Below are 18,075 nucleotides of genomic sequence, written 5' to 3'. Positions count from 1 at the left end.
CTCAGGCGAGCGTCTCGGTGACCGCCTTGTCCGCGATCGCATCGACCCGGGCCTGATCGGGAAAGCCCTCCGCGATCCACTGGGTCTCGATCCGCCGACGCATTGCGGCTACGTCGGGCCCCTTGCGGAGGCCGCGTTCGACCAGCGCGCCGCCGCTGATCGGAAATGCCGGCGGCGACCAGTCGGCGATCGGCGCGACGTCCGCGCCTGCAATCAGCAACCGGTCGATCGCGCCAGCCACGCCGTGGCGATAGGCGAGTGCGCGCGGGCCCTCGTCGCCAATGCCCTGCGTCGCCGCGACGACGCGTTTGCGATTGGTGTTTGACAGTTTCAACCGTGCAGCGACCACATCGCCGTCGCGGGCGGGGATCAGTGCGGCCAGACGGCGGATCGGATCGGGCGCAATGCCGGCGGCATGTTCGTGATCGACCAGCGTGGCAAGCCGGTCGACCCCGTCGGCGTCGATCTCGGGCAGCACCGCGCGCCAGATGCCGCGCTCGACCATCAGCGCGATCACCGCAACGGCGCGTGCCGCGACGAGAAGCTTGAGCAGTTCGGCAGCGATCCGCTCGCGGGACAGCGCCATCAGGTCGTTCGCGCGGGCCGTGCACGCCTCCAGCCCGGCGGCGTCGATCTCGATGCCGAACCGGGCGTGAAAGCGGAAGAAGCGCAGAATCCGCAGATGATCCTCCGCAATTCGCTGCAACGGATCGCCGATGAAGCGCACGCGCCCTGCGGACAGATCGTCCAGGCCACCGAAATAGTCGAAGATCTCACCGCTGACGGGATCGGCATAGAGCGCGTTGATCGTGAAATCGCGGCGCGCCGCATCCTCGCGCCAGTCATCGGTATAAGCGATCGTCGCATGCCGCCCATCGGTCGCGACGTCGCGGCGTAGCGTCGTGATCTCAACGGTTCCCCCCTCGGTCACCGCGGTGATCGTGCCATGCGCGAGCCCGGTCGGCACGGCGCGGATCCGCGCATCCTCGAGCCGTTCGAGCACCTCCTGCGGAGGAAAGCTCGTCGCGATGTCGATGTCGATCGCGCCGGTATCGGCCGGCGCCAAGCCGAGCAGCGTGTCGCGCACCGCCCCGCCGACGAAGCGCGACTGCGCCGACGCGCCGCCCAGCACGGCGGTCAGCGCGGCGAGGCCGGGGCGCGTCCGCCAGGCGGCATCGGGAAGGCTCATGCCCATTGCAGTCGTCGCCTCAGATTGACGATCATTGCAGCGGTCGCGCCCCAGATGCGGCGGTCGTTCCAGATGATCTCGTAATAATGCCGCTCATGACCCTGCCACTCGACGCTGGCTTCGACATGATTGCCCGAATCTAGCAGGAATTCGAGTGGAACCTCGAACACGTTCGCGACCTCGGCCTCGCTCGGGTGGAGCACAAGGTCGGGGGGGATGACGCCGATCACCGGCGTCACCTGAAAGCCGGTGACGGTGCGATAGGTATCGGCCTGGCCGATGACGGTCACGCGGTCGCGCGGCAACGCGATCTCTTCCTCGGCCTCGCGCAGCGCAGCGGTGACGATATCCTCGCCGGGATCGATCCGGCCGCCGGGAAAGGCGATCTGGCCCGCATGCTTGCGCATCGTCTCGGTACGCTGGGTCAGGATCACCCCGGGTTCGGCTCGATCGGTCACCGCGATCAGCACTGCCGCGGGCAGCAGCGTATCGCCGGGCGGCAGATCGATATCGTCACGGTCGCCGGTCAGCAGGATCATGTCCGGCTCGACACCCCGCGACAGCGCGCTACGCAGCCGATCGGCGAGCGTCACGCGGCGATGTCTTCGGGCGACGGCATCGCGGGTTCGAGCGGGAAGAACTGGCCGTCGCTCCATAGTCCGACCGGCGACTCGCCGCCCGCGATCGCGCGGTCGGCGAGCTCGTAATAGACCGGGCGTGCCACCACCGCCTCCATCCCGCCACGGACCATCAGATAGGGTCGCGGGCCGTCCTCATCCTCGACGAAGCGGATCGGGTGCGCGGCGCCCGCGGTGACGAGATCGCCGGTGTTGAGCCGGAAGGTCAGCCTGGTCGCCGGACCCTCGCCATCGATCTTTACCTCGACCGCAACGAACGGCACGTCCTCGACGACGATGTCGAGCTTCTCAACCGGGGTGACCAGGACATAGCCGCCCGATGGCTCGCGCCTGAGGATCGTCGAGAAGAGCCGGACCATCGCCTCGCGGCCGATCGGCGTGCCCTGATGATACCAGGTCCCGTCGCGCGCGATCCGCATTTCGCTGTCGCCACAATGCGACGGATTCCATTTGTCGACCGGCGGCAGTTTCTGCTCGTCGGCGAGCCGGGCGATTTCGGCGAGGCTCAGCGAGGCAAGATCGGGGAGGGGGTCCATAGGCATGAGCGCGAGGTAGGGCGCGCATGGCCTCTCGTAAAGTCTCGCGGCGGCAGGCGAAGCGCCAGGCCGCGCTCCGGCATCGTCAGCCGGCTGCGCCTGCGCGCGGGCCGAGCATTCCAGCGTCGTCGGGTACGGCCCCGCCCAGTGCAAGAAGCCGGTGACGTTCGACCGGACCCGGTGCCTGCCACGCGGCTGTGCGGTCAGCGGAAAAGCCGAAGAACCGGCCATAATAGTCCGGATCGCCGATCAGCATCAGCGCGTCGCCCAGATCGCTCGCCGCAGCGACCTCGAGTGCGCGCGCTACCAGCGCCCGGCCGATGCCGTCGCCCTGATGGCCCGGCGCGACCGCGACCGGGCCGACCATCACCAGCGGCAATGCCGCCTGCGCGGTCATGAGCGCGATCGGCCAGCACTGGATCGAGCCCAGCAGCATGTCGCCCGACACGGCGGCAAAGCTGAGCGTCGGGATCGCGGTTCCATCGCCGCGGATCATATAGGCGGTCCGGCCATGACGATCCTGCCCGAACGCGCGGTCGAGCAGCGCCTCGACCTCGGCATCCGGGACGGCGTTCAAGGGGACGAGTTCGAACACCGGCTTCTCCAGCGCCGGCGCAGGAACGTCCGGGGCCGCGCGCTTTACGCAGCACGTCGCCGAACGCAAGCGGAACCGGCGCAGCGGCGCGTCCGCCCCGGGCCTTCCCTACGGTCGCGGCTCTGCTAGAGCGCGGCGATGCAAGACAGTCTTCAGCTCGAAGTGCACGACATGGAAGTGCAGGTGCTCACCGGAATCTATTCGGAGGAGACGCATCTGCCCCAGCCGCTGCGGATTTCGCTCACCGTCGATCTCACCTGCCCGAGCCGGTTCGACCCCGACACACCCCTGTCGGCGTCGAAAAACTATCTCGATCTGAAACATGCCGCGACCACGGCCTTGCCGACGGGCGTGCATTTCACGCTGATCGAGGCCGTTGCCGACCATATCTGCGAGACGCTGTTCCTGCAGGACGCGCGTGTTCAGCGGGTCGCGGTGAAGATCGTCAAGCTGGCGATCGCCGAAGCGGGCGAGGCGATCGGCGTGACGCTCGTGCGACATCGTCGGTGAGATCGTGCGGCTGATCTTGAGCGAGCGTGACGATATCGCGGCGTGCGTGCGCGATGCGCGCGCGCGGCTGGGCACCGACGACAGCCTGGTCGTCGTGATTCGCGAAAGCAGCGATTCGCTTTTTGCCGCCCGGGCCCGCGCGTTGATCGCACCGCTCGCGATCGAGGCGGCGCCGCTGACGCGAATCAACGCCGTCCTGTCCCATAATGGGGCGCGGGCCGCCGATGTCGAAGCGGCGATCAGCTACCTAGAGACGGCCCTGTCGACGACCGGGCAGATCGTCGAGATCCGCTGATCGGACCCTCGCTCGGTGGTCCGGTTAGCGCCGCGGGCTGCGTCCACAGGGGCCGAGCGCACGAAGAACGAACTGATAATCCTCACGCGCGATCACCGCGTCGGTGGCTGCCATCGACGCGGCGCTGCGATCCGGCATCGCGGCGGGAAGCGCGCAGGCTAGCCGGTACCACAACAGCGAACCACGCGGCGGAGGGGCCGCGGCCTCGTCGACGATCTCGCTCAGCGCGACCGCCCAGCGGGGTTGCTCGCCGGGCCGCCGCAGGATCGACAGCGAGACGGGGCGCTGATCCGAAGTGGTCAGGAAGATCTGCGTTTCGCCTTCGCCGGGCAGGGCGCCTGGCACGTGAAAGGCGTTGCCGATCCCGGTGATGACGGGCGGCGCGTCGGCGGCGAGCACCTCGCGGGCGATGCGGCGGACCTGCGCGTCGAGAGCGGGCGTCCAGTCGCGTTGCGCGTCGCGCGCGACGAGCTGGATCTGGGCGGTCGACGTTCCGGCGGTACGTGCAAACAGCAGCACCCGCGCCTTTTTCAGCTTTGGTAGGCGACCGTTGGAATCCGGCGCAACATCAAGCAGATAGCCGAGTCTTGGGGCCACACCACCACTGCCGCGAATCAGCGCGGTTACGTCGGCCTCGACATAGAAACGCACGAGCCCGGGTGCGACATCCGCCGCCTCTGCGCCCTTGATCCGCGCGGTCGAGCGAATCGTCGCGTCGGCGATCACCGGCGCGGCGAGAACGAGATCCGCAAGGTCCGCATAGCCCGCGCCCTGGTCGGCGGCCGCGGGCTGGACGGGACCCGCACTGGCGGCGCCGACCGGCACCGCATCGCGCGCGCCTTCCCATTGCTGATCAAGCTGTTCGGGGGTCAGCGTCGTCGAGTCGCCGGCGATGTTTTGCTGCGGCGCGGTCGGCACGGATCGCGGCGGGGGGGCCGTCTGCGCAACGATCGGGGCCGCGGCGATGACGGCGAACAGGGTCATGAGCGGTGGGATGGAACGTGGGGATATCATCGCCATGGGCTACGCGATGGCGGATGAACGTTACAGAAATAAAATTGCCATCATACGCTTGTACGTTTGTTGCGTCCGACAAAGCGTTTGCGTGTCGCATGGCGTGGCGATAGACATTGCGCACTGCCGCGTGGAATTTTTGCTTCACGGCACACGTTTGCGTTGCGCCTGCCCCCATGCGCGACTGCGTGAAGGCAGACAGAATAAGGGAGTGTCGTTGCTGAATGGCCTATGTTGACCAGAAGATGTCCTCAGGCAAAATCGTCGCGATCGTCATCGTCGCGCTGATTCATGCTGCCTTGGGCTATGCTTTCGTCACCGGCCTCGCGTTTCAATACGTGAAAAAGGCCACCGAAAAGTTAAACACGTTCGACGTGGAGCCGCCGCCACCGCCGCCTCCGCCCGACGAGCCCCCGCCGCCGCCGCCTGACCAGCCCAACCTGCCGCCGCCGCCGACCACCGTCGTCGTGCCGCCGCCGGTCGTTGTTACGCCGTCGCCCGCTCCGGCGATCACGACGTCGAACATCATCCCGCTGAGCCAGCCAACGGCACCGCCGGCGCCTCCCGCGCCGCCAGCGCCGCCGGCCCCGCCAGCAGCACCGACGGTCAGCAAGGCCGCGGGCGCCAAGGGTAATCCGGCGACATGGGTGAGCCAGGACGACTATCCGCCGAGCGCGATCCGTGCCGGCGAACAGGGTGCGGTCGCGATGCGCTGGGACATTAACGCCCAGGGTCGTGTCGAGAACTGCACCGTGACGTCGTCGAGCGGTTCGCCTGCTCTCGATCGGGCAGCCTGTGCTGCGATGACGCGACGTGGTCGCTACTCGCCGGCGCTCGATCAGGCCGGGAACCCGATGCGTTCGAGTGCGACGCAGCGTATCCGGTGGACGTTGCCGGAAAATTAATCTGCGTCTCGGCGCACTTAGACCAACGAATCTTAAGAGGATCATCCGACCATGTTCACCACTATCCTTGCCGCGGCGGCGCCCGCAGCAGCCGAAGCCAACCCGTACGGCCTCGAAGCGGCACTTCGCGAAGGCGGTCTCATCTCCCAGACCGTGTTCGGCATTCTGGTGCTGATGTCGGTGGTTTCGTTCTACATCCTGTTCTCCAAGCTGTTCGAGCAGCAGAAGATCATCGGCCAGGGCAAGCGCGTCCGTCAGGCCTTCTGGTCGTCGAACAGCCTTCGCGAAGGTTCGGCCAAGCTCGAGAAGAACTCGGCCTACAAGCAGATCGTCGACGACGGCCTGGCCGCTCAGGAGCAGCACTCGAAGCTGACCGATCCGGTCGAGGCGCATGACTGGCTGCACGGTTCGCTCGCGCGTTCGGAAGCTGCGATCAACTCGAAGCTGGGTGGCGGTCTCGCCTTCCTCGCAACGGTCGGTTCGGTTTCGCCGTTCATCGGTCTGTTCGGTACGGTTATCGGCATCTACCGCGCACTCGTGAAGATCGGTGCATCGGGTCAGGCATCGATCGACAAGGTCGCAGGGCCGGTCGGTGAAGCACTGATCATGACCGCACTGGGTCTCGTCGTCGCGGTTCCTGCCGTGCTGTCGTACAACTGGCTGCAGCGTCGCAACAAGTCGATCGCAGAGGACCTGTCGGCCTTCTCGAACGACGTGCTCGGCTTCCTGGCATCGAACGGCGCCGTGCGTCCGATCACCGCTTCGGGCGTCAAGCCAGTTGTGGCCAAGCCTGCCACGGCGACCACGACTGCCGGTCAGACCGGTGGCGTGCCGCGCGCTAACTAAGACGCGAGAAAGGCGGGGCTGGTGTTCGCAGCAGCCCCGCTTCCTTCCCGCCGGCGGTGCCGGTGGCGATAAAAGAATAGGATAGTTCGCACATGGCGATGAGTGTTGGTGGCGATTCCACCGAGAAATCGATATCGGACATCAATACGACGCCGCTGGTCGACGTCATGCTCGTGCTCCTGATCATCTTTCTGGTGACGACGACCGTCGCGGTCCAGGCGGTGCAGCTGAAGCTCCCCGAGGTCAAATTTGATCCGACCACGACCAAGCCCGAAAATGTCTCGCTGTCGGTGACGACAAATGGTGATGGCAGCTGTGCAGTGTATTGGAACATGACCCCGGTCACCTCGACCGAGCTGCTCGATCGCGCGGTCGCCAAGCTGAAGACCGAGATCGATCGTCAGGGTGGCGTGAATGCCGCAGGTCTTGAGCTGCCCGAGGCGCATATTCGCGGCGACGTGAACACGCCGTACAAGTGCATCGGCGGCACGATCTACACGATGCAGCGCGCCGGCTTCGCCCGCGTCGGCTTCATCTCCGAGCCGCCCCCCGGCGGCACCACCGAACGCTGACGATCGCTCGGACGTATTTAGGAGTAGTATAGAATGGCAATGGGCGGCGGCAAAGAAGATGACGGGCCGATGATGGAAATGAACATGACGCCGTTGATCGACGTCCTGCTCGTTCTCCTCATCATGTTCATCATCACGATCCCGATCCAGACGCACGCGGTCAAGGTCGACCTTCCGGTCAACAGCAAGAACCCGCCGCAGAACCCGATCGACCCCGAGAAGAACAAGATCTCGATCGACGCATCGGGCACGGTGGCCTGGAACGGGTCGCCGGTCGACGAGGTGACGCTGCGCCAGTATCTGGACCAGACCGCGGGCATGAACCCCGAGCCGGAACTTCACTTCCAGCCCGACCCGCAGGCGCGGTACGAAGTCGTCGATCGCACGCTGGCCGTCGTGAAGCGGTCTTCGATCACGAAGCTCGGCTTCATCGGTAACGAGCAGTATCGCAACGACTTCTAAGTCACGCGACACGATCGATACGATGCCAGGGGCGGTCCGCAAGGGCCGCCCCTTTTGCATGTCCGACGTCCATGACACCGGGGGCGGAAAGAGCGTCGGCATGACGCGCGCGCACCTCACGGCCTTATCAGGGCAATATCCGTAAAAATCCCATATTGCGCCACAGTCATCGAAGTGACACAACAGTGTCACAAAAGTGAAACCTTTCGACTCAGAAGGGCGATGGAGACGGGATGATGCGCAAATTCGGCCTTGTAGTTCTTGCCCTTGTCGGCGCGGCAGCACCGGCGTTCGCGGCGGATCAGAATGGCTATCAGGCGATCGTGTCGGGCGATCTGGCCGCGGCCGAACGCCATATCCTGGCGGAACAGGCGGTCTATCCGGGTCGCCCCGAACTGATGCTCAACCTTGCCGCGGTTTACCGGCGGACCGGCCGCGAGGCGGACGCTCGGGCGCTGTACAAGCGCGTGCTCGAACGCCGCGACATCGCGATGGACCTGCCCTCGGGTGCGGTGGCCTCGTCGCATGATCTGGCACGGCGCGCGCTCGGCGTGGCCCCGGTGCAGATCGCCACGCGCTAAGCTAAGGCCGTCGCGCTCGCCCGGCGCCGGTTCTGTGGTTCCGGTAGTAAGCTAGCGCTGGCGTCGACCTCGTGCGGTCGACGCCTGAGGCGGTCAGAGTCGGGGCAGGGTGACCCCGCGCTGGCCCATATATTTGCCTGCGCGGTCGGCATAGCTGATCTCGCACGGCTCATTGCCGCGCAGGAACAGGAACTGGCAGGCGCCCTCGTTCGCGTAGATCTTGGCGGGGAGCGGCGTGGTGTTCGAGAATTCTAGCGTCACATGGCCCTCCCATTCGGGTTCGAGCGGCGTGACGTTGACGATGATCCCGCAGCGCGCATAGGTCGATTTGCCCAGACAGATCACTAGCGTATCGCGTGGGATGCGGAAATATTCGACCGTCCGCGCCAGCGCAAAGCTGTTCGGCGGGATGATGCAGACATCGGTCTTGCGGTCGACGAAGCTGTTCGCGTCGAAATTCTTCGGATCGACGATCGCACTGTCGACATTGGTGAAGATCTTGAACTCGTCGGCGACGCGCGCGTCATAGCCATAGGAGGACAGCCCGTAGCTGATACAGCCGTCGCGGCGCTGCGCCTCGTGAAATGGCTCGATCATCGCATCGCCCAGCGCGCGTTCGCGAATCCAGCGGTCGGACATGACGGACATGAGACATTCCCCTTTTCGCCGCTGCTTTCGCGCGGATGGTCGATGGCGGCAAGAGCGCGCGCACGCAGAGAGCGTTTTTGCCGTTGCAGCCGGCGTGTCGGGCCGTCATGGGGCGCGGCATGAACCAGATTCGGCAGCCTTTTCCGCGCGGTACGTCCGTCGAGCCACAGCTTCCGGACCATGATGACGAGCGGAACCGCGCCGCGATCCGCGCGCGCCGCGCCAGCCGCTATGTGCGGATCGCGCTGGCCGGATCGATCGCGCTGTCGGGCGGCGCGGCGCAGGCGCAGTCGGTGCAGGACCTGCAACGCCAGATCGACGAGCTGAAGGCTACGATCGCCGAGCTCAAGGCCGCGCAGAACGGACCGATTGCCCAAACGGCGCCAGTTACTGCGCCAGCCACCGCGCCAGCCACCGCGCCGATCGCGGTTGCGGCAACGCCTGCGCCCGCCCCGGCGCCGAAGCTGGCAACAGCGGTCGCGCCATCGACGCAATTGGCCGCGGCGACGCCCGAGCCGAAGCGCGCCTGGTATGATCGCATCGCGATCCGCGGCTATACGCAGATGCGGTTCAACGAGATCGTGTCGGGCGATCGCACCGCGCCCGACGGCCAGTCGCGGTTGCGATCAGTGCATGACGGCAGCATCGGCGACAATACGGGCTTCTCGCTCCGCCGCGTCCGGCTGGTCCTGCAGGGCGATCTGACCGACCGTGTGTCCTTCTATCTCCAGCCCGACTTCGCGGTGAACGTCAGCAACCAGTCGGGCGGCGAGCGGCGCGAGGGCTTTGCCCAGCTGCGCGACGCCTATGTCGACACGTTCCTCGACGCAGATCGCCGCTTCCGGCTGCGGTTCGGGCAGTCGAAGGTGCCCTTCGGCTGGGAGAATATGCAGTCCTCGTCGAATCGCATCACGATCGATCGCAGCGACGGGATCAACAGCGCGGTCCCCGGGGAGCGCGATCTGGGCATCGTCGCCTATTACACGCCCACCGGCGTGCAACGGATCTGGGGTCGCCTCGAGGAGGACGGCCAGAAACTGTTCGGCAATTACGGCGCGTTCGCGCTCGGCGTGTATAACGGCCAGGGGATCAGCCGTTCGGAGACCAATGACGGCGCGATGACGGTGGCGATGGCGACCTGGCCGTTCGCGCTCGACGGGCTTGGCGGGGCGTTCAGCGGACAGGTGTTGGAGGTCGGCGCGGCGGCCATCCGTAATCGCGTCCAGCCCGAACTGCGCAGCGGCGGGGTCAGCGACACGAGCTTTGCCGACGAGCGGCTCGGCGTCCACGCGATCCTCTATCCGCAGCCCTTCGGGTTCCAGGCGGAGTGGAACTGGGGCCGCGGCCCCGAATATGACGACGCGTCACAGTCGATTACGACCAAGCGGCTGAACGGCGGCTATGTCCAGGCGATGGCGCGTGTGCGGTCGTCGCCGCTCGGTCCGTTCATGCCCTATGCGCGCCGGCAATATTATCGCGGCGGGTGGAAGGCGCTGCCCAACGCGCCGCGGCTCGAGACCGACGAGTTCGAGCTGGGGATCGAGTTCCAGCCGACCCCGCCGATCGAGCTGACCGTCGCCTATGCGCGGATGACACGGCGCGAGGCCGACGAACGCCGCGAGGGCCGGGCGGAGGGCGATTTGATCCGCACGCAGCTGCAGTTCAACTACTGACCGCGGCTCAGCCGATCCCGAGGTCCGCCGGGCCGAACGCATCGGGGAGAAGCTCCGACAGGCGGTAGCTGCGGACAGCCTCGCCCTGCGCCGCGCCGCAATGCACGGGGAGATCGCGCCCGCCCATCTGCGCCGCCTCGTTGATCACCTGGCGGCACCGTCCGCAGGGGCTCACCGGGGCGAGGCCGGTGGCGATGCCGTCCGCATCCATCGCGCCGCCGATCACGCCGATCGCAACGACGTCACGCAGGCGGCCCTGCGCGCTTGCGGTCGCCAGCGCGACGGTTTCGGCGCAAAGCGACAGGCCGTAGCTCGCATTCTCGAAATTGGCGGCGGTGATCACGCTGCCGTCGTCGAGCAGCACCGCGGCGCCGACCGCGAATCGCGAATAGGGCGCATGCGCGTGACGCGCGGCGTCGCGCGCCGCGGCGATCAGGCGGGTTGCCTGATCGGTATCGAAACCATCGTTCATCCTGCCACCACGTCCCAGTTCACCGGTCCCTCGATTCCCTCGACACGCCGAAAATTGCTCGCGCGCCACATTCGCCATGGCCGTGCCGCATAATCGGGCTTGAGCAGATTGGCCATCGCCCAGACCGGCCGCGGCAGTGCCGCCGACAACGCATAGCTGCCCTCGACCGACTTGCCGATCCGCAGCAGGACAGGCTTGCCGGTATGCGTCTCCACCATCGTCACGAAGCGCGTCAGATCGGCGACCAGCGCGGCCTTTTCAGGGCGGGCGACGCAATCATCACGGAACTGCACATCGACGGCGACGGGCAGCGCATCGGCGGCGGCGGGCACGAAGGTATTGAACGCATTCGCCTGATCGACCGCGGGCTGGCACAGCGAATAGATGTGCACCGCGCCGCGCCGCAGCCCGGCTTCGGGAAGCGCCGCCCAGTTCGCCTCGAATGCCGGATCGCGGCGATCCTTGCCCGAGGTCGCGACGATATAGGCGAAGTCGACGCCGCGCGCGCGCACCGTTCCCCATTCGACCGGCGCGGGATTTTCACCTAGGTCGACGCCTTGCAGCGGATAGGTCTCGGTCGCGGGATGCCACTGCGTCGCATAGGCCCAGCCGCCAATCGCGATGCCGCCCGTGCCGAACAGCAGGGTCGCAAGCTTCAGCAATGTCGTGGCCATCAGCGTTGCTCAGCCACGCAGATGAAGGACGCAGATGAGCGTGAACAACCGGCGGGCGGTGTCGAAATCGACCTCGATCTTGCCCGACAGCCGGTCCTTGAGCAGCTCGGCGGCCTCGTTGTGGACGCCGCGACGGGCCATGTCGACGGTTTCGATCTGCGCAGGCGAGGACTGGCGAATCGCCTGGTAATAGCTGTCGCAGATCGCGAAATAGTCCTTGATCGGTCGGCGGAAACGGCCGAGCGCGAGCACCAGTGTCTCAAGATGCGTGTCGTCCTCACGATGGATGTGAATGCCGAGACGGCCTTCCTCCGTCTCGAGCCTGATGCGGTACGGGCCGGCATAGCCATCGGCATGCTGGCGCTGCGGCGCGAAATAATTGCCCTCGATCAGGTCGAAGATCGCGATCCGGCGTTCCTGCTCGATATCCGCGGAACGCCACGCAATCGTGCGCTCGTCGAGCTGTATGTCGATGATCCGCGGGTCGGCCATGCCATGTGCGATAGCGATGGTCGTAACGCGTGTCACTTGTCGCCTGCACCGGCGGCCGCCGATCGCGGCGGGCTGGTCGACTTATCCCCATCAATCTGGCGCAGTTGGCTTGGAGCGATCGCGCGCAGTGCGTAGAACGCAGTATGGCAACCCTCGCATTCCCCGTCCCCGCCGTGGCCGAACCACAGCAGCTTCCCCGCAACGTCGAGGCCGAAGCCGCGATGCTCGGCGCAATGATGATCGACAACCGGCTCGCCGACGATCTGGTCGACAAGCTCGAACCCACGCATTTCTTCGAACCCGTGCACGGGCGCATCTTCGCCGCGATCAAGACGCTGCGCGGCAACGACATGCTGGTGACGCCGGTCACGCTGCGGCCGATGTTCGACGCGGACGAGGGCATGCGCGAGCTGGGCGGTCCCGCCTATCTGGCCGGCCTCACGGGCAGCGGCGCAGGGCTGATCGGTGCGCGCCAGTTTGCGCAGCAGATCTATGACCTGGCGATGCTGCGTGCGCTCGTCTCGGTTGGCCGCACGCTGGTCGATCGCGCGATGGATACGTCCGAGGAGGTTAATCCGCGCGCGCAGATCGAGCTGGCCGAGGAGGAATTGTTCAAGGTCGCCGCCGATGGCGGGGCGGAAAACTCGGTCAAGACGTTCGCGCAGGCGACCACCGCGGCGGTCAAGATGGCCGAGAGGGCACTCAACTCGGGCGGCAATTTGTCGGGCGTGACGACGGGTATCGACTCGATCAACGCCAAGATCGGCGGCATGCATCACAGCGATCTGATGATCCTCGCCGGGCGTCCGGGCATGGGCAAGACGTCGCTCGCCACCAACATCGCGTTCAACGCCGCGCGGCGCTGGATGCGCGACATGGCCGACGGGATCGCCCCGAAGGATTCGGTCGGCGCGAAGGTCGCGTTCTTCAGCCTCGAAATGTCCGCGGATCAGCTGGCGACGCGTATTCTTGCCGAGCAGTCTCAGATCAGTTCCGAATCGCTCCGCATGGGCAAGATCAGCCGCACCGAGTTCGCGCAGCTCGCGGCCGCGGCGGCCGAGCTCGAGAACCTGCCGCTGTTCATCGACGACACCGGCGGCCTGTCGATCGGCGCGCTGCACACGCGCGTCCGCCGGCTGCAGCGTCGCCACAATAACGAGATCGGGCTGGTGGTGGTCGACTATCTCCAGCTGCTGTCGGGGTCGGGCAAGAGCAAGGACGGCAACCGCGTCCAGGAAATCTCGGAGATTTCGCGTGGGCTCAAGACGCTGGCGAAGGACCTGAACGTCCCGGTGCTGGCGCTGTCGCAGCTGAGCCGCGCGGTCGAAAGCCGCGAGGACAAGACGCCGATGCTGTCAGATCTTCGCGAATCGGGGTCGATCGAGCAGGACGCCGACATGGTCTGGTTCGTGTACCGCGAGGATTATTACGTCGCGTCGAAGGAGCCCAAGCGCCCGGCCGAAGGCGACAGCGCGAAGATCTTCGAGGATCACGCGTCCTGGGCGGCTGAGATGGAGCGGGTCTACGGTCTTGCCGAGCTGATCATCGCCAAGCAGCGCCACGGCGCGACCGGCAAGGTGCGGATGAAGTTCGATCCGACGATCACGAAGTTCTCGGATCTGGCCGAGTATTGAAACTCTGGTGTCCCTCTCCCCCACGGGGAGAGGGACACGGATCAAATGATCGGATCGTAGCCGCCGGGAGCGTGGATGCCGCATTCGACCTTGTCGAAGCTGCGCCAACGCCCCGCGCGCGGATCCTCGCCGGGGGCGACCTTGGTCGTGCAGGGCGCGCAGCCGATCGAGAGATAGCCCTGCGCCTCGAGCGGATGCCGCGGCAGGTCATGCTCGGCGAAATAGGCGTCGAGCTTAGCCTTGTCCCAGTCGGCAAGCGGGTTGATCTTCAAACGGCCCTCATCTTCCTCGAACCGCGGCAGCGCGGTGCGCGTGCCCGACTGGAAGCCCTTGCGCCCCGAGATCCACGCGTCGAACGGCGCGAGCGCGCGGCGCAGCGGCTCGACCTTGCGCAGGTCGCAGCAGCCATCGGGGTCGTAGGACCAGCGTTCGCCGGCCCGATCCTTGATCGCGAGCAGCCGCGGATCGGGTCTGAACACGCGCAGGTCGGTGAGGCCCAGCCGTTCGGCCAGCGCATCACGATAGGCGAGCGTCTCGCCGAACATCTTCTGCGTGTTCGTGAAGACCACCGGCACGTCGACATCGACCTGCGCGACCATATGCAGCAGCACCGCCGATTCGGCACCGAAGGACGAAACCGACGCGATCCGCCCGGCCAGCTCGCTGGTCAGCAGCTCGCGCAGCATCTGCGCGGCAGGAACGCCGGCGAACCGGTCCTGCATCGCCTGTGCATCCGCCTTGGTGAAGGCGGGGGTGACGTCGATCGTGTCGATCCGGCGGAGCGCTTCACCCATGGCGCAGCTTCCAGACCGGCACGGCGCCGTCCGCCGCCTTCTGATAGGGCGTGTCGTAGCGCGCGAGGCTGGCGCGGAGCACGTCGATATCGATCGGGGCCTCGGGCGCGAAGCTGTCGAAGCCGCAGCGGCGCATCAGCGGAATCTGGTCGACGAGCACGTCGCCCGCCGCACGCAGCTCGCCGGTATAGCCCGCCTCGCGCAGGATCCGCGCCGCGGAATAGCCGCGGCCGTCGCGATAGCCGGGAAAGCTCACCTCGATCAGCGCGAGCTGGTCGATCTGCGGCAACAGCGCGCGCGCATCGTCACCCGCCTCGAGGCGAACGGCCGCCGCATTGCTCTGGCCGATGAACGAATCGAGCGTCACCGCGGGCTCGTCATGCGGCTCGTCGTCGCGGAAGCGGAGCAGCGTCTGGTCCGGATACTCAACCATAGATCGCCTCCTTGAACGTCTCGAAGCCGACGCGGCGGTAGGTGTCGAGGAACCGCTCGCCGGGATCGCGCACCTGGAGATATCGGTCGGTGACGCGTTCGATCGCGTCGACCACGCCGTCCTCCGAGAATCCGGGGCCGGTGATCTTGGCGAGACTGACATCCTCCGCGCCCGATCCGCCGAGCGAGAGCTGGTAATTTTCGGTGCCCTTCTTGTCGACGCCGAGGATGCCAATGTGGCCGGCGTGGTGATGCCCACAGGCGTTGATGCAGCCGCTGATCTTGAGCTTCAATTCGCCCAGGTCGCGCTGGCGATCGAGACTGCCGAAGCGCGTCGCGATCTTCTGTGCGAGCGGGATCGAGCGTGCGTTGGCGAGGCTGCAATAATCGAGACCGGGGCAGGCGATGATGTCGCTGATCAGGTCGAGATTGGCCTCGGCCAGACCGGCCTCGTTCAGCGTCGACCACACCGCGTGCAGATCGGCCATGCGGACGTGCGGCAGGACGATGTTCTGCGCATGCGTGACGCGCAGTTCGTCGAAGCTGTAGCGCGTGCCGAGATCGGCCATCACGTCGATCTGGTCCGCCGACGCATCGCCGGGGATGCCGCCGACGGGCTTCAGGCTGATGTTGACGATCGCATAGCCCGGCTGCTTGTGCGCCTTCACATTCTGGTCGAGCCAGACCGCGAAGTCGGGATCGCTGCGGTCGATCTCGGAGGACGCGTTTTCCTCGAATGCGGGCGCGCCGAAATGGCTCGTGATCCGCTCCAGCTCGGCGCGCGGCGGATCGAGGCCGAGGCCCTTCACTGCGGCGAATTCCTCCTCGACCTGGCGACGATATTCGTCGGGGCCGATCTCGTGCAGCAGGATCTTGATCCGCGCCTTGTAGATATTGTCGCGGCGACCGTAGCGATTGTAGACGCGCAGGCACGCCTCGAGATAGCTCATCAGATCGTCGGCGGGGACGAAATCGCGGATCTCGTGGCTGATCATCGGCGTGCGGCCCATGCCGCCACCGACATAGATCTTCGCGCCGAGTTCACCGTCGCGGACGTGCAGCCCGATGCCGATGTCGTGCAGCCGCATCGCCGCGCGATCCTCGTCCGCCGCGATCACGCAGATCTTGAACTTGCGCGGGAGGTAGGTGAATTCGGGGTGGAACGTGCTCCACTGACGGATCAGCTCGGCCCAGGGGCGCGGATCGGCGACCTCGTCCGCGGCGGCGCCGGCGAACTGGTCGGAACTGATGTTGCGGATGCAGTTGCCCGACGTCTGGATGGCATGCATCTGGACCGTCGACAGCTCTTGAAGGATGTCCGGGGTCTGGTCGAGCTGGATCCAGTTAAACTGGATGTTCTGCCGCGTCGTGAAATGCCCGTAGCCGCGATCATATTTGCGCGCGATGTGGCCGAGCATCCGCATCTGCCGTCCGTCGAGCGTGCCATAGGGCACCGCGACGCGCAGCATATAGGCATGCAGCTGGAGATACAGGCCGTTCATCAGGCGCAGCGGCTTGAACTGGTCCTCGGTCAGCTCGCCCGAGAGGCGGCGGCGGACCTGGTCGCGGAACTCGTCGACGCGCTGGTCGACGATGGCCTGGTCGTATTCGTCGTACTTATACATGGGGGGTTCCCGGTAGAATTTGGTTCACGCGGAGCCTGTCCTGAGCGAAGCCGAAGGGGCGCGATGGCGCGAAGAGATTCAGAAGAATTTTGTTCACGCGGAGGCGCGGAGGCGCGGAGGAGAAAGACGAGGAAGTAACTCCCGCGCCAGCGGGCATCGAATCTGCCTCAATCAGCGAGTGTGAGGGCCGCTGCGCGGCAAGGGAGACACCTCCGCGCCTCCGCGCCTCCGCGCGAACCACCTTCTCACTGCTCTCTTCGCGCCTTCGCGCCATCGCGTGAATCATATAACCCAACTCCCCGCAGCCGGATCGGCCGGCTTGAGCGTAAGGTCGGGCCGCATAGTCGGACCCAAGGCGCGAATGCGATCCTTGATGTGCGCAGGGCGGGGGCCGTCTGCCGTCGCGGTCGCCTCGATCAGATAGGGGACGTTGACGCGGCGTGCGCCTTCCTCCGCCTGGAGGATCGATTCACCCGCGACGCCGACATCGGCCGCATCCTCGATGTGACGCGACCAGCCGTCGCCGGTCCACCAGATCACGTCGCCGGTGGGAAGGTCGTTTCCGGTCAGGAGCTTCATGCGGCGGCCTCTGCAATTCGTGCCCAGCGGGCGAGCTTGTCCTGCGCGCCGGAGAGTTCGACGACCTCGCCGACGACGATGATCGCGGGGCTCTTTACCGCCTCGCGCTGCACCATCGGGCCGAGATCGGCGAGCAGGGTCCGCATCGCACGGCTGCCCGATAGCGTGCCGCGCTCGAGCACCGCAACCGGCATGTCGGGCGCGACGCCATCGGCCATCAGCTTGTCGGCGATATCGGTCGCGGTCGCGATCCCCATGTAGATGACGAGCGTACGGCCCTGGCCGGCGAGCCCCGACCAGTCCTGTTCGGTCAGACCCTTGCACTGGCCCGCGACGAAGCTGACCGCGCTCGAATGATCGCGGTGAGTGAGCGGGAGCATCGCCTCGGCCGCGCAACCCAGTGCTGCGGAGACGCCGGGGATCACCTCGACCGGCAGGCCCGCCGCACGTACCGCCTCGACCTCCTCGCCGCCGCGACCGAACACGAACGGATCGCCGCCCTTCAGCCGGACGACGATCGCGCCGGTCTTCACATGCGCGATGATCAGCGCGTTGATCGCCTCCTGCGGCAGCGTGTGGCGCGCGCGCTGCTTGGCGACCGAGATGCGCTGGGCGGCAGGCGGCGCGATGTCGAGCACGCGCGGATCGATCAGCCCGTCATGGACGACGACGTCGGCAATCTCGAGCGCGGCGACCGCACGCACGGTCAGCAGCCCGGGATCGCCGGGCCCCGCCCCGACGAGGATGACGCGCCCGCGGGCACCGGGGTCTAGCAAGCTTACCATGTCAGGAAGATGGGCTCTGGGCGGGCGATTGGCGAGCCCAGCATTATTTGCCCCGGGGCTAGTCCTGCTTTCCCACGCGGCGCGGGTGCCATCGCCGGAAACGTGCGCAGGCCCCGGTCACGGG

Annotated in this window: 23 protein-coding genes; 9 read left to right on the top strand and 14 right to left on the bottom strand. The window is 66.4% G+C overall.

What is annotated here, in order from left to right:
* Nucleotide 1: 1 nt before the first annotated feature.
* From IFT87_RS09210 to IFT87_RS09195, 4 genes are all read right to left on the bottom strand, one after another.
* Nucleotides 2–1,195, bottom strand: a complete 1,194-nt coding sequence (locus tag IFT87_RS09210; protein WP_192008271.1) for a CCA tRNA nucleotidyltransferase — start codon at nucleotides 1,193–1,195, stop codon at nucleotides 2–4.
* The gene (locus IFT87_RS09205) at nucleotides 1,186–1,782 is read right to left on the bottom strand and encodes a CoA pyrophosphatase (protein ID WP_192008269.1); all 597 of its coding nucleotides are present in this window, start codon (nucleotides 1,780–1,782) and stop codon (nucleotides 1,186–1,188) included. Before IFT87_RS09205 ends, IFT87_RS09210 begins: the two co-directional genes overlap by 10 nt.
* A complete protein-coding gene (locus tag IFT87_RS09200; protein WP_081877670.1) occupies nucleotides 1,779–2,369 on the bottom strand; it encodes a DUF1285 domain-containing protein in 591 nt (196 codons plus the stop codon). The genes IFT87_RS09205 and IFT87_RS09200 overlap by 4 nt, the downstream gene beginning before the upstream one ends.
* A 79-nt stretch (nucleotides 2,370–2,448) precedes the next feature.
* On the bottom strand, nucleotides 2,449–2,958 hold the full coding sequence (locus IFT87_RS09195) for a GNAT family N-acetyltransferase (protein ID WP_192008268.1): 510 nt from the start codon (nucleotides 2,956–2,958) through the stop codon (nucleotides 2,449–2,451).
* 138 nt (nucleotides 2,959–3,096) lie between these two features.
* Here IFT87_RS09195 and IFT87_RS09190 point away from each other — a divergent pair, with 138 nt between their 5' ends.
* Both IFT87_RS09190 and IFT87_RS09185 read left to right on the top strand, forming a co-directional pair.
* On the top strand, nucleotides 3,097–3,468 hold the full coding sequence (locus IFT87_RS09190; RefSeq protein WP_031395199.1) for a dihydroneopterin aldolase: 372 nt from the start codon (nucleotides 3,097–3,099) through the stop codon (nucleotides 3,466–3,468).
* A gap of 4 nt (nucleotides 3,469–3,472) precedes the next feature.
* Nucleotides 3,473–3,763 carry a Rossmann fold domain-containing protein gene (locus IFT87_RS09185; protein ID WP_037531210.1) on the top strand — a complete coding sequence of 97 codons (291 nt, stop codon included), beginning with the start codon at nucleotides 3,473–3,475 and terminating at the stop codon, nucleotides 3,761–3,763.
* A 24-nt stretch (nucleotides 3,764–3,787) separates the two neighbouring features.
* Here IFT87_RS09185 and IFT87_RS09180 read toward each other — a convergent pair whose 3' ends face one another.
* The gene (locus IFT87_RS09180; RefSeq protein WP_249403289.1) at nucleotides 3,788–4,747 is read right to left on the bottom strand and encodes a hypothetical protein; all 960 of its coding nucleotides are present in this window, start codon (nucleotides 4,745–4,747) and stop codon (nucleotides 3,788–3,790) included.
* Nucleotides 4,748–5,001: 254 nt separating this feature from the next.
* On the opposite strand from IFT87_RS09180, the gene IFT87_RS09175 reads away from it, so the two are divergent.
* The 5 genes from IFT87_RS09175 (at nucleotide 5,002) to IFT87_RS09155 (ending at nucleotide 8,143) form a co-directional block, all read left to right on the top strand.
* Nucleotides 5,002–5,682, top strand: coding sequence for an energy transducer TonB (locus IFT87_RS09175; RefSeq protein WP_056406249.1), 681 nt, complete (start codon nucleotides 5,002–5,004; stop codon nucleotides 5,680–5,682).
* Nucleotides 5,683–5,733: 51 nt separating this feature from the next.
* A complete protein-coding gene (locus IFT87_RS09170; RefSeq protein WP_031395815.1) occupies nucleotides 5,734–6,528 on the top strand; it encodes a MotA/TolQ/ExbB proton channel family protein in 795 nt (264 codons plus the stop codon).
* A 92-nt stretch (nucleotides 6,529–6,620) separates the two neighbouring features.
* A complete protein-coding gene (locus tag IFT87_RS09165) occupies nucleotides 6,621–7,100 on the top strand; it encodes an ExbD/TolR family protein (RefSeq protein ID WP_031395816.1) in 480 nt (159 codons plus the stop codon).
* 33 nt (nucleotides 7,101–7,133) lie between these two features.
* On the top strand, nucleotides 7,134–7,562 hold the full coding sequence (locus IFT87_RS09160) for an ExbD/TolR family protein (RefSeq protein WP_031395817.1): 429 nt from the start codon (nucleotides 7,134–7,136) through the stop codon (nucleotides 7,560–7,562).
* A gap of 233 nt (nucleotides 7,563–7,795) precedes the next feature.
* The gene (locus IFT87_RS09155) at nucleotides 7,796–8,143 is read left to right on the top strand and encodes a tetratricopeptide repeat protein (protein WP_235188414.1); all 348 of its coding nucleotides are present in this window, start codon (nucleotides 7,796–7,798) and stop codon (nucleotides 8,141–8,143) included.
* A 93-nt stretch (nucleotides 8,144–8,236) separates the two neighbouring features.
* On the opposite strand, the gene dcd is transcribed toward IFT87_RS09155, so the two are convergent.
* The gene (dcd, locus tag IFT87_RS09150; protein WP_031395819.1) at nucleotides 8,237–8,791 is read right to left on the bottom strand and encodes a dCTP deaminase; all 555 of its coding nucleotides are present in this window, start codon (nucleotides 8,789–8,791) and stop codon (nucleotides 8,237–8,239) included.
* Nucleotides 8,792–8,910: 119 nt separating this feature from the next.
* Between dcd and IFT87_RS09145 the strand changes: the two genes are divergently transcribed.
* Nucleotides 8,911–10,464, top strand: a complete 1,554-nt coding sequence (locus IFT87_RS09145) for a porin (protein WP_192008267.1) — start codon at nucleotides 8,911–8,913, stop codon at nucleotides 10,462–10,464.
* A gap of 7 nt (nucleotides 10,465–10,471) precedes the next feature.
* Here IFT87_RS09145 and IFT87_RS09140 read toward each other — a convergent pair whose 3' ends face one another.
* Genes IFT87_RS09140 through IFT87_RS09130 form a run of 3 tightly spaced genes read right to left on the bottom strand, consistent with a single transcriptional unit; the run spans nucleotide 10,472 to nucleotide 12,102 of the window.
* Nucleotides 10,472–10,936 (bottom strand): cytidine deaminase, encoded by a 465-nt coding sequence (locus IFT87_RS09140; protein WP_031441367.1) that lies wholly within the window; start codon nucleotides 10,934–10,936, stop codon nucleotides 10,472–10,474.
* Nucleotides 10,933–11,610, bottom strand: coding sequence for a GH25 family lysozyme (locus IFT87_RS09135; protein ID WP_031441366.1), 678 nt, complete (start codon nucleotides 11,608–11,610; stop codon nucleotides 10,933–10,935). Before IFT87_RS09135 ends, IFT87_RS09140 begins: the two co-directional genes overlap by 4 nt.
* A gap of 9 nt (nucleotides 11,611–11,619) precedes the next feature.
* Nucleotides 11,620–12,102 carry a UPF0262 family protein gene (locus IFT87_RS09130; RefSeq protein ID WP_031395823.1) on the bottom strand — a complete coding sequence of 161 codons (483 nt, stop codon included), beginning with the start codon at nucleotides 12,100–12,102 and terminating at the stop codon, nucleotides 11,620–11,622.
* A 143-nt stretch (nucleotides 12,103–12,245) separates the two neighbouring features.
* Between IFT87_RS09130 and IFT87_RS09125 the strand changes: the two genes are divergently transcribed.
* Entirely contained in the window at nucleotides 12,246–13,736 is a 1,491-nt protein-coding gene (locus IFT87_RS09125) for a replicative DNA helicase (RefSeq protein WP_031395824.1), read from the top strand.
* A gap of 41 nt (nucleotides 13,737–13,777) precedes the next feature.
* Here IFT87_RS09125 and IFT87_RS09120 read toward each other — a convergent pair whose 3' ends face one another.
* The 5 genes from IFT87_RS09120 to cobA all read right to left on the bottom strand — a co-directional run bounded on the left by IFT87_RS09120 (nucleotide 13,778) and on the right by cobA (nucleotide 17,951).
* Nucleotides 13,778–14,530, bottom strand: coding sequence for a phosphoadenylyl-sulfate reductase (locus tag IFT87_RS09120; protein ID WP_037527649.1), 753 nt, complete (start codon nucleotides 14,528–14,530; stop codon nucleotides 13,778–13,780).
* Nucleotides 14,523–14,963, bottom strand: a complete 441-nt coding sequence (locus tag IFT87_RS09115; RefSeq protein WP_031395826.1) for a DUF934 domain-containing protein — start codon at nucleotides 14,961–14,963, stop codon at nucleotides 14,523–14,525. Before IFT87_RS09115 ends, IFT87_RS09120 begins: the two co-directional genes overlap by 8 nt.
* The gene (locus IFT87_RS09110; protein ID WP_031441364.1) at nucleotides 14,956–16,587 is read right to left on the bottom strand and encodes a nitrite/sulfite reductase; all 1,632 of its coding nucleotides are present in this window, start codon (nucleotides 16,585–16,587) and stop codon (nucleotides 14,956–14,958) included. Before IFT87_RS09110 ends, IFT87_RS09115 begins: the two co-directional genes overlap by 8 nt.
* A 282-nt stretch (nucleotides 16,588–16,869) precedes the next feature.
* The gene (locus IFT87_RS09105) at nucleotides 16,870–17,166 is read right to left on the bottom strand and encodes a DUF2849 domain-containing protein (protein ID WP_031395828.1); all 297 of its coding nucleotides are present in this window, start codon (nucleotides 17,164–17,166) and stop codon (nucleotides 16,870–16,872) included.
* The gene (gene cobA, locus IFT87_RS09100; protein WP_192008265.1) at nucleotides 17,163–17,951 is read right to left on the bottom strand and encodes a uroporphyrinogen-III C-methyltransferase; all 789 of its coding nucleotides are present in this window, start codon (nucleotides 17,949–17,951) and stop codon (nucleotides 17,163–17,165) included. The genes IFT87_RS09105 and cobA overlap by 4 nt, the downstream gene beginning before the upstream one ends.
* Between the last annotated feature and the right edge of the window lie 124 nt (nucleotides 17,952–18,075).

This window comes from Sphingomonas sp. CFBP 8765 (genome assembly GCF_014841445.1).
Lineage (GTDB): Bacteria > Pseudomonadota > Alphaproteobacteria > Sphingomonadales > Sphingomonadaceae > Sphingomonas > Sphingomonas aerolata.
Note: the sequence above shows the minus strand (reverse complement) of the source record. Positions and strands in the feature narration are given on the sequence as shown.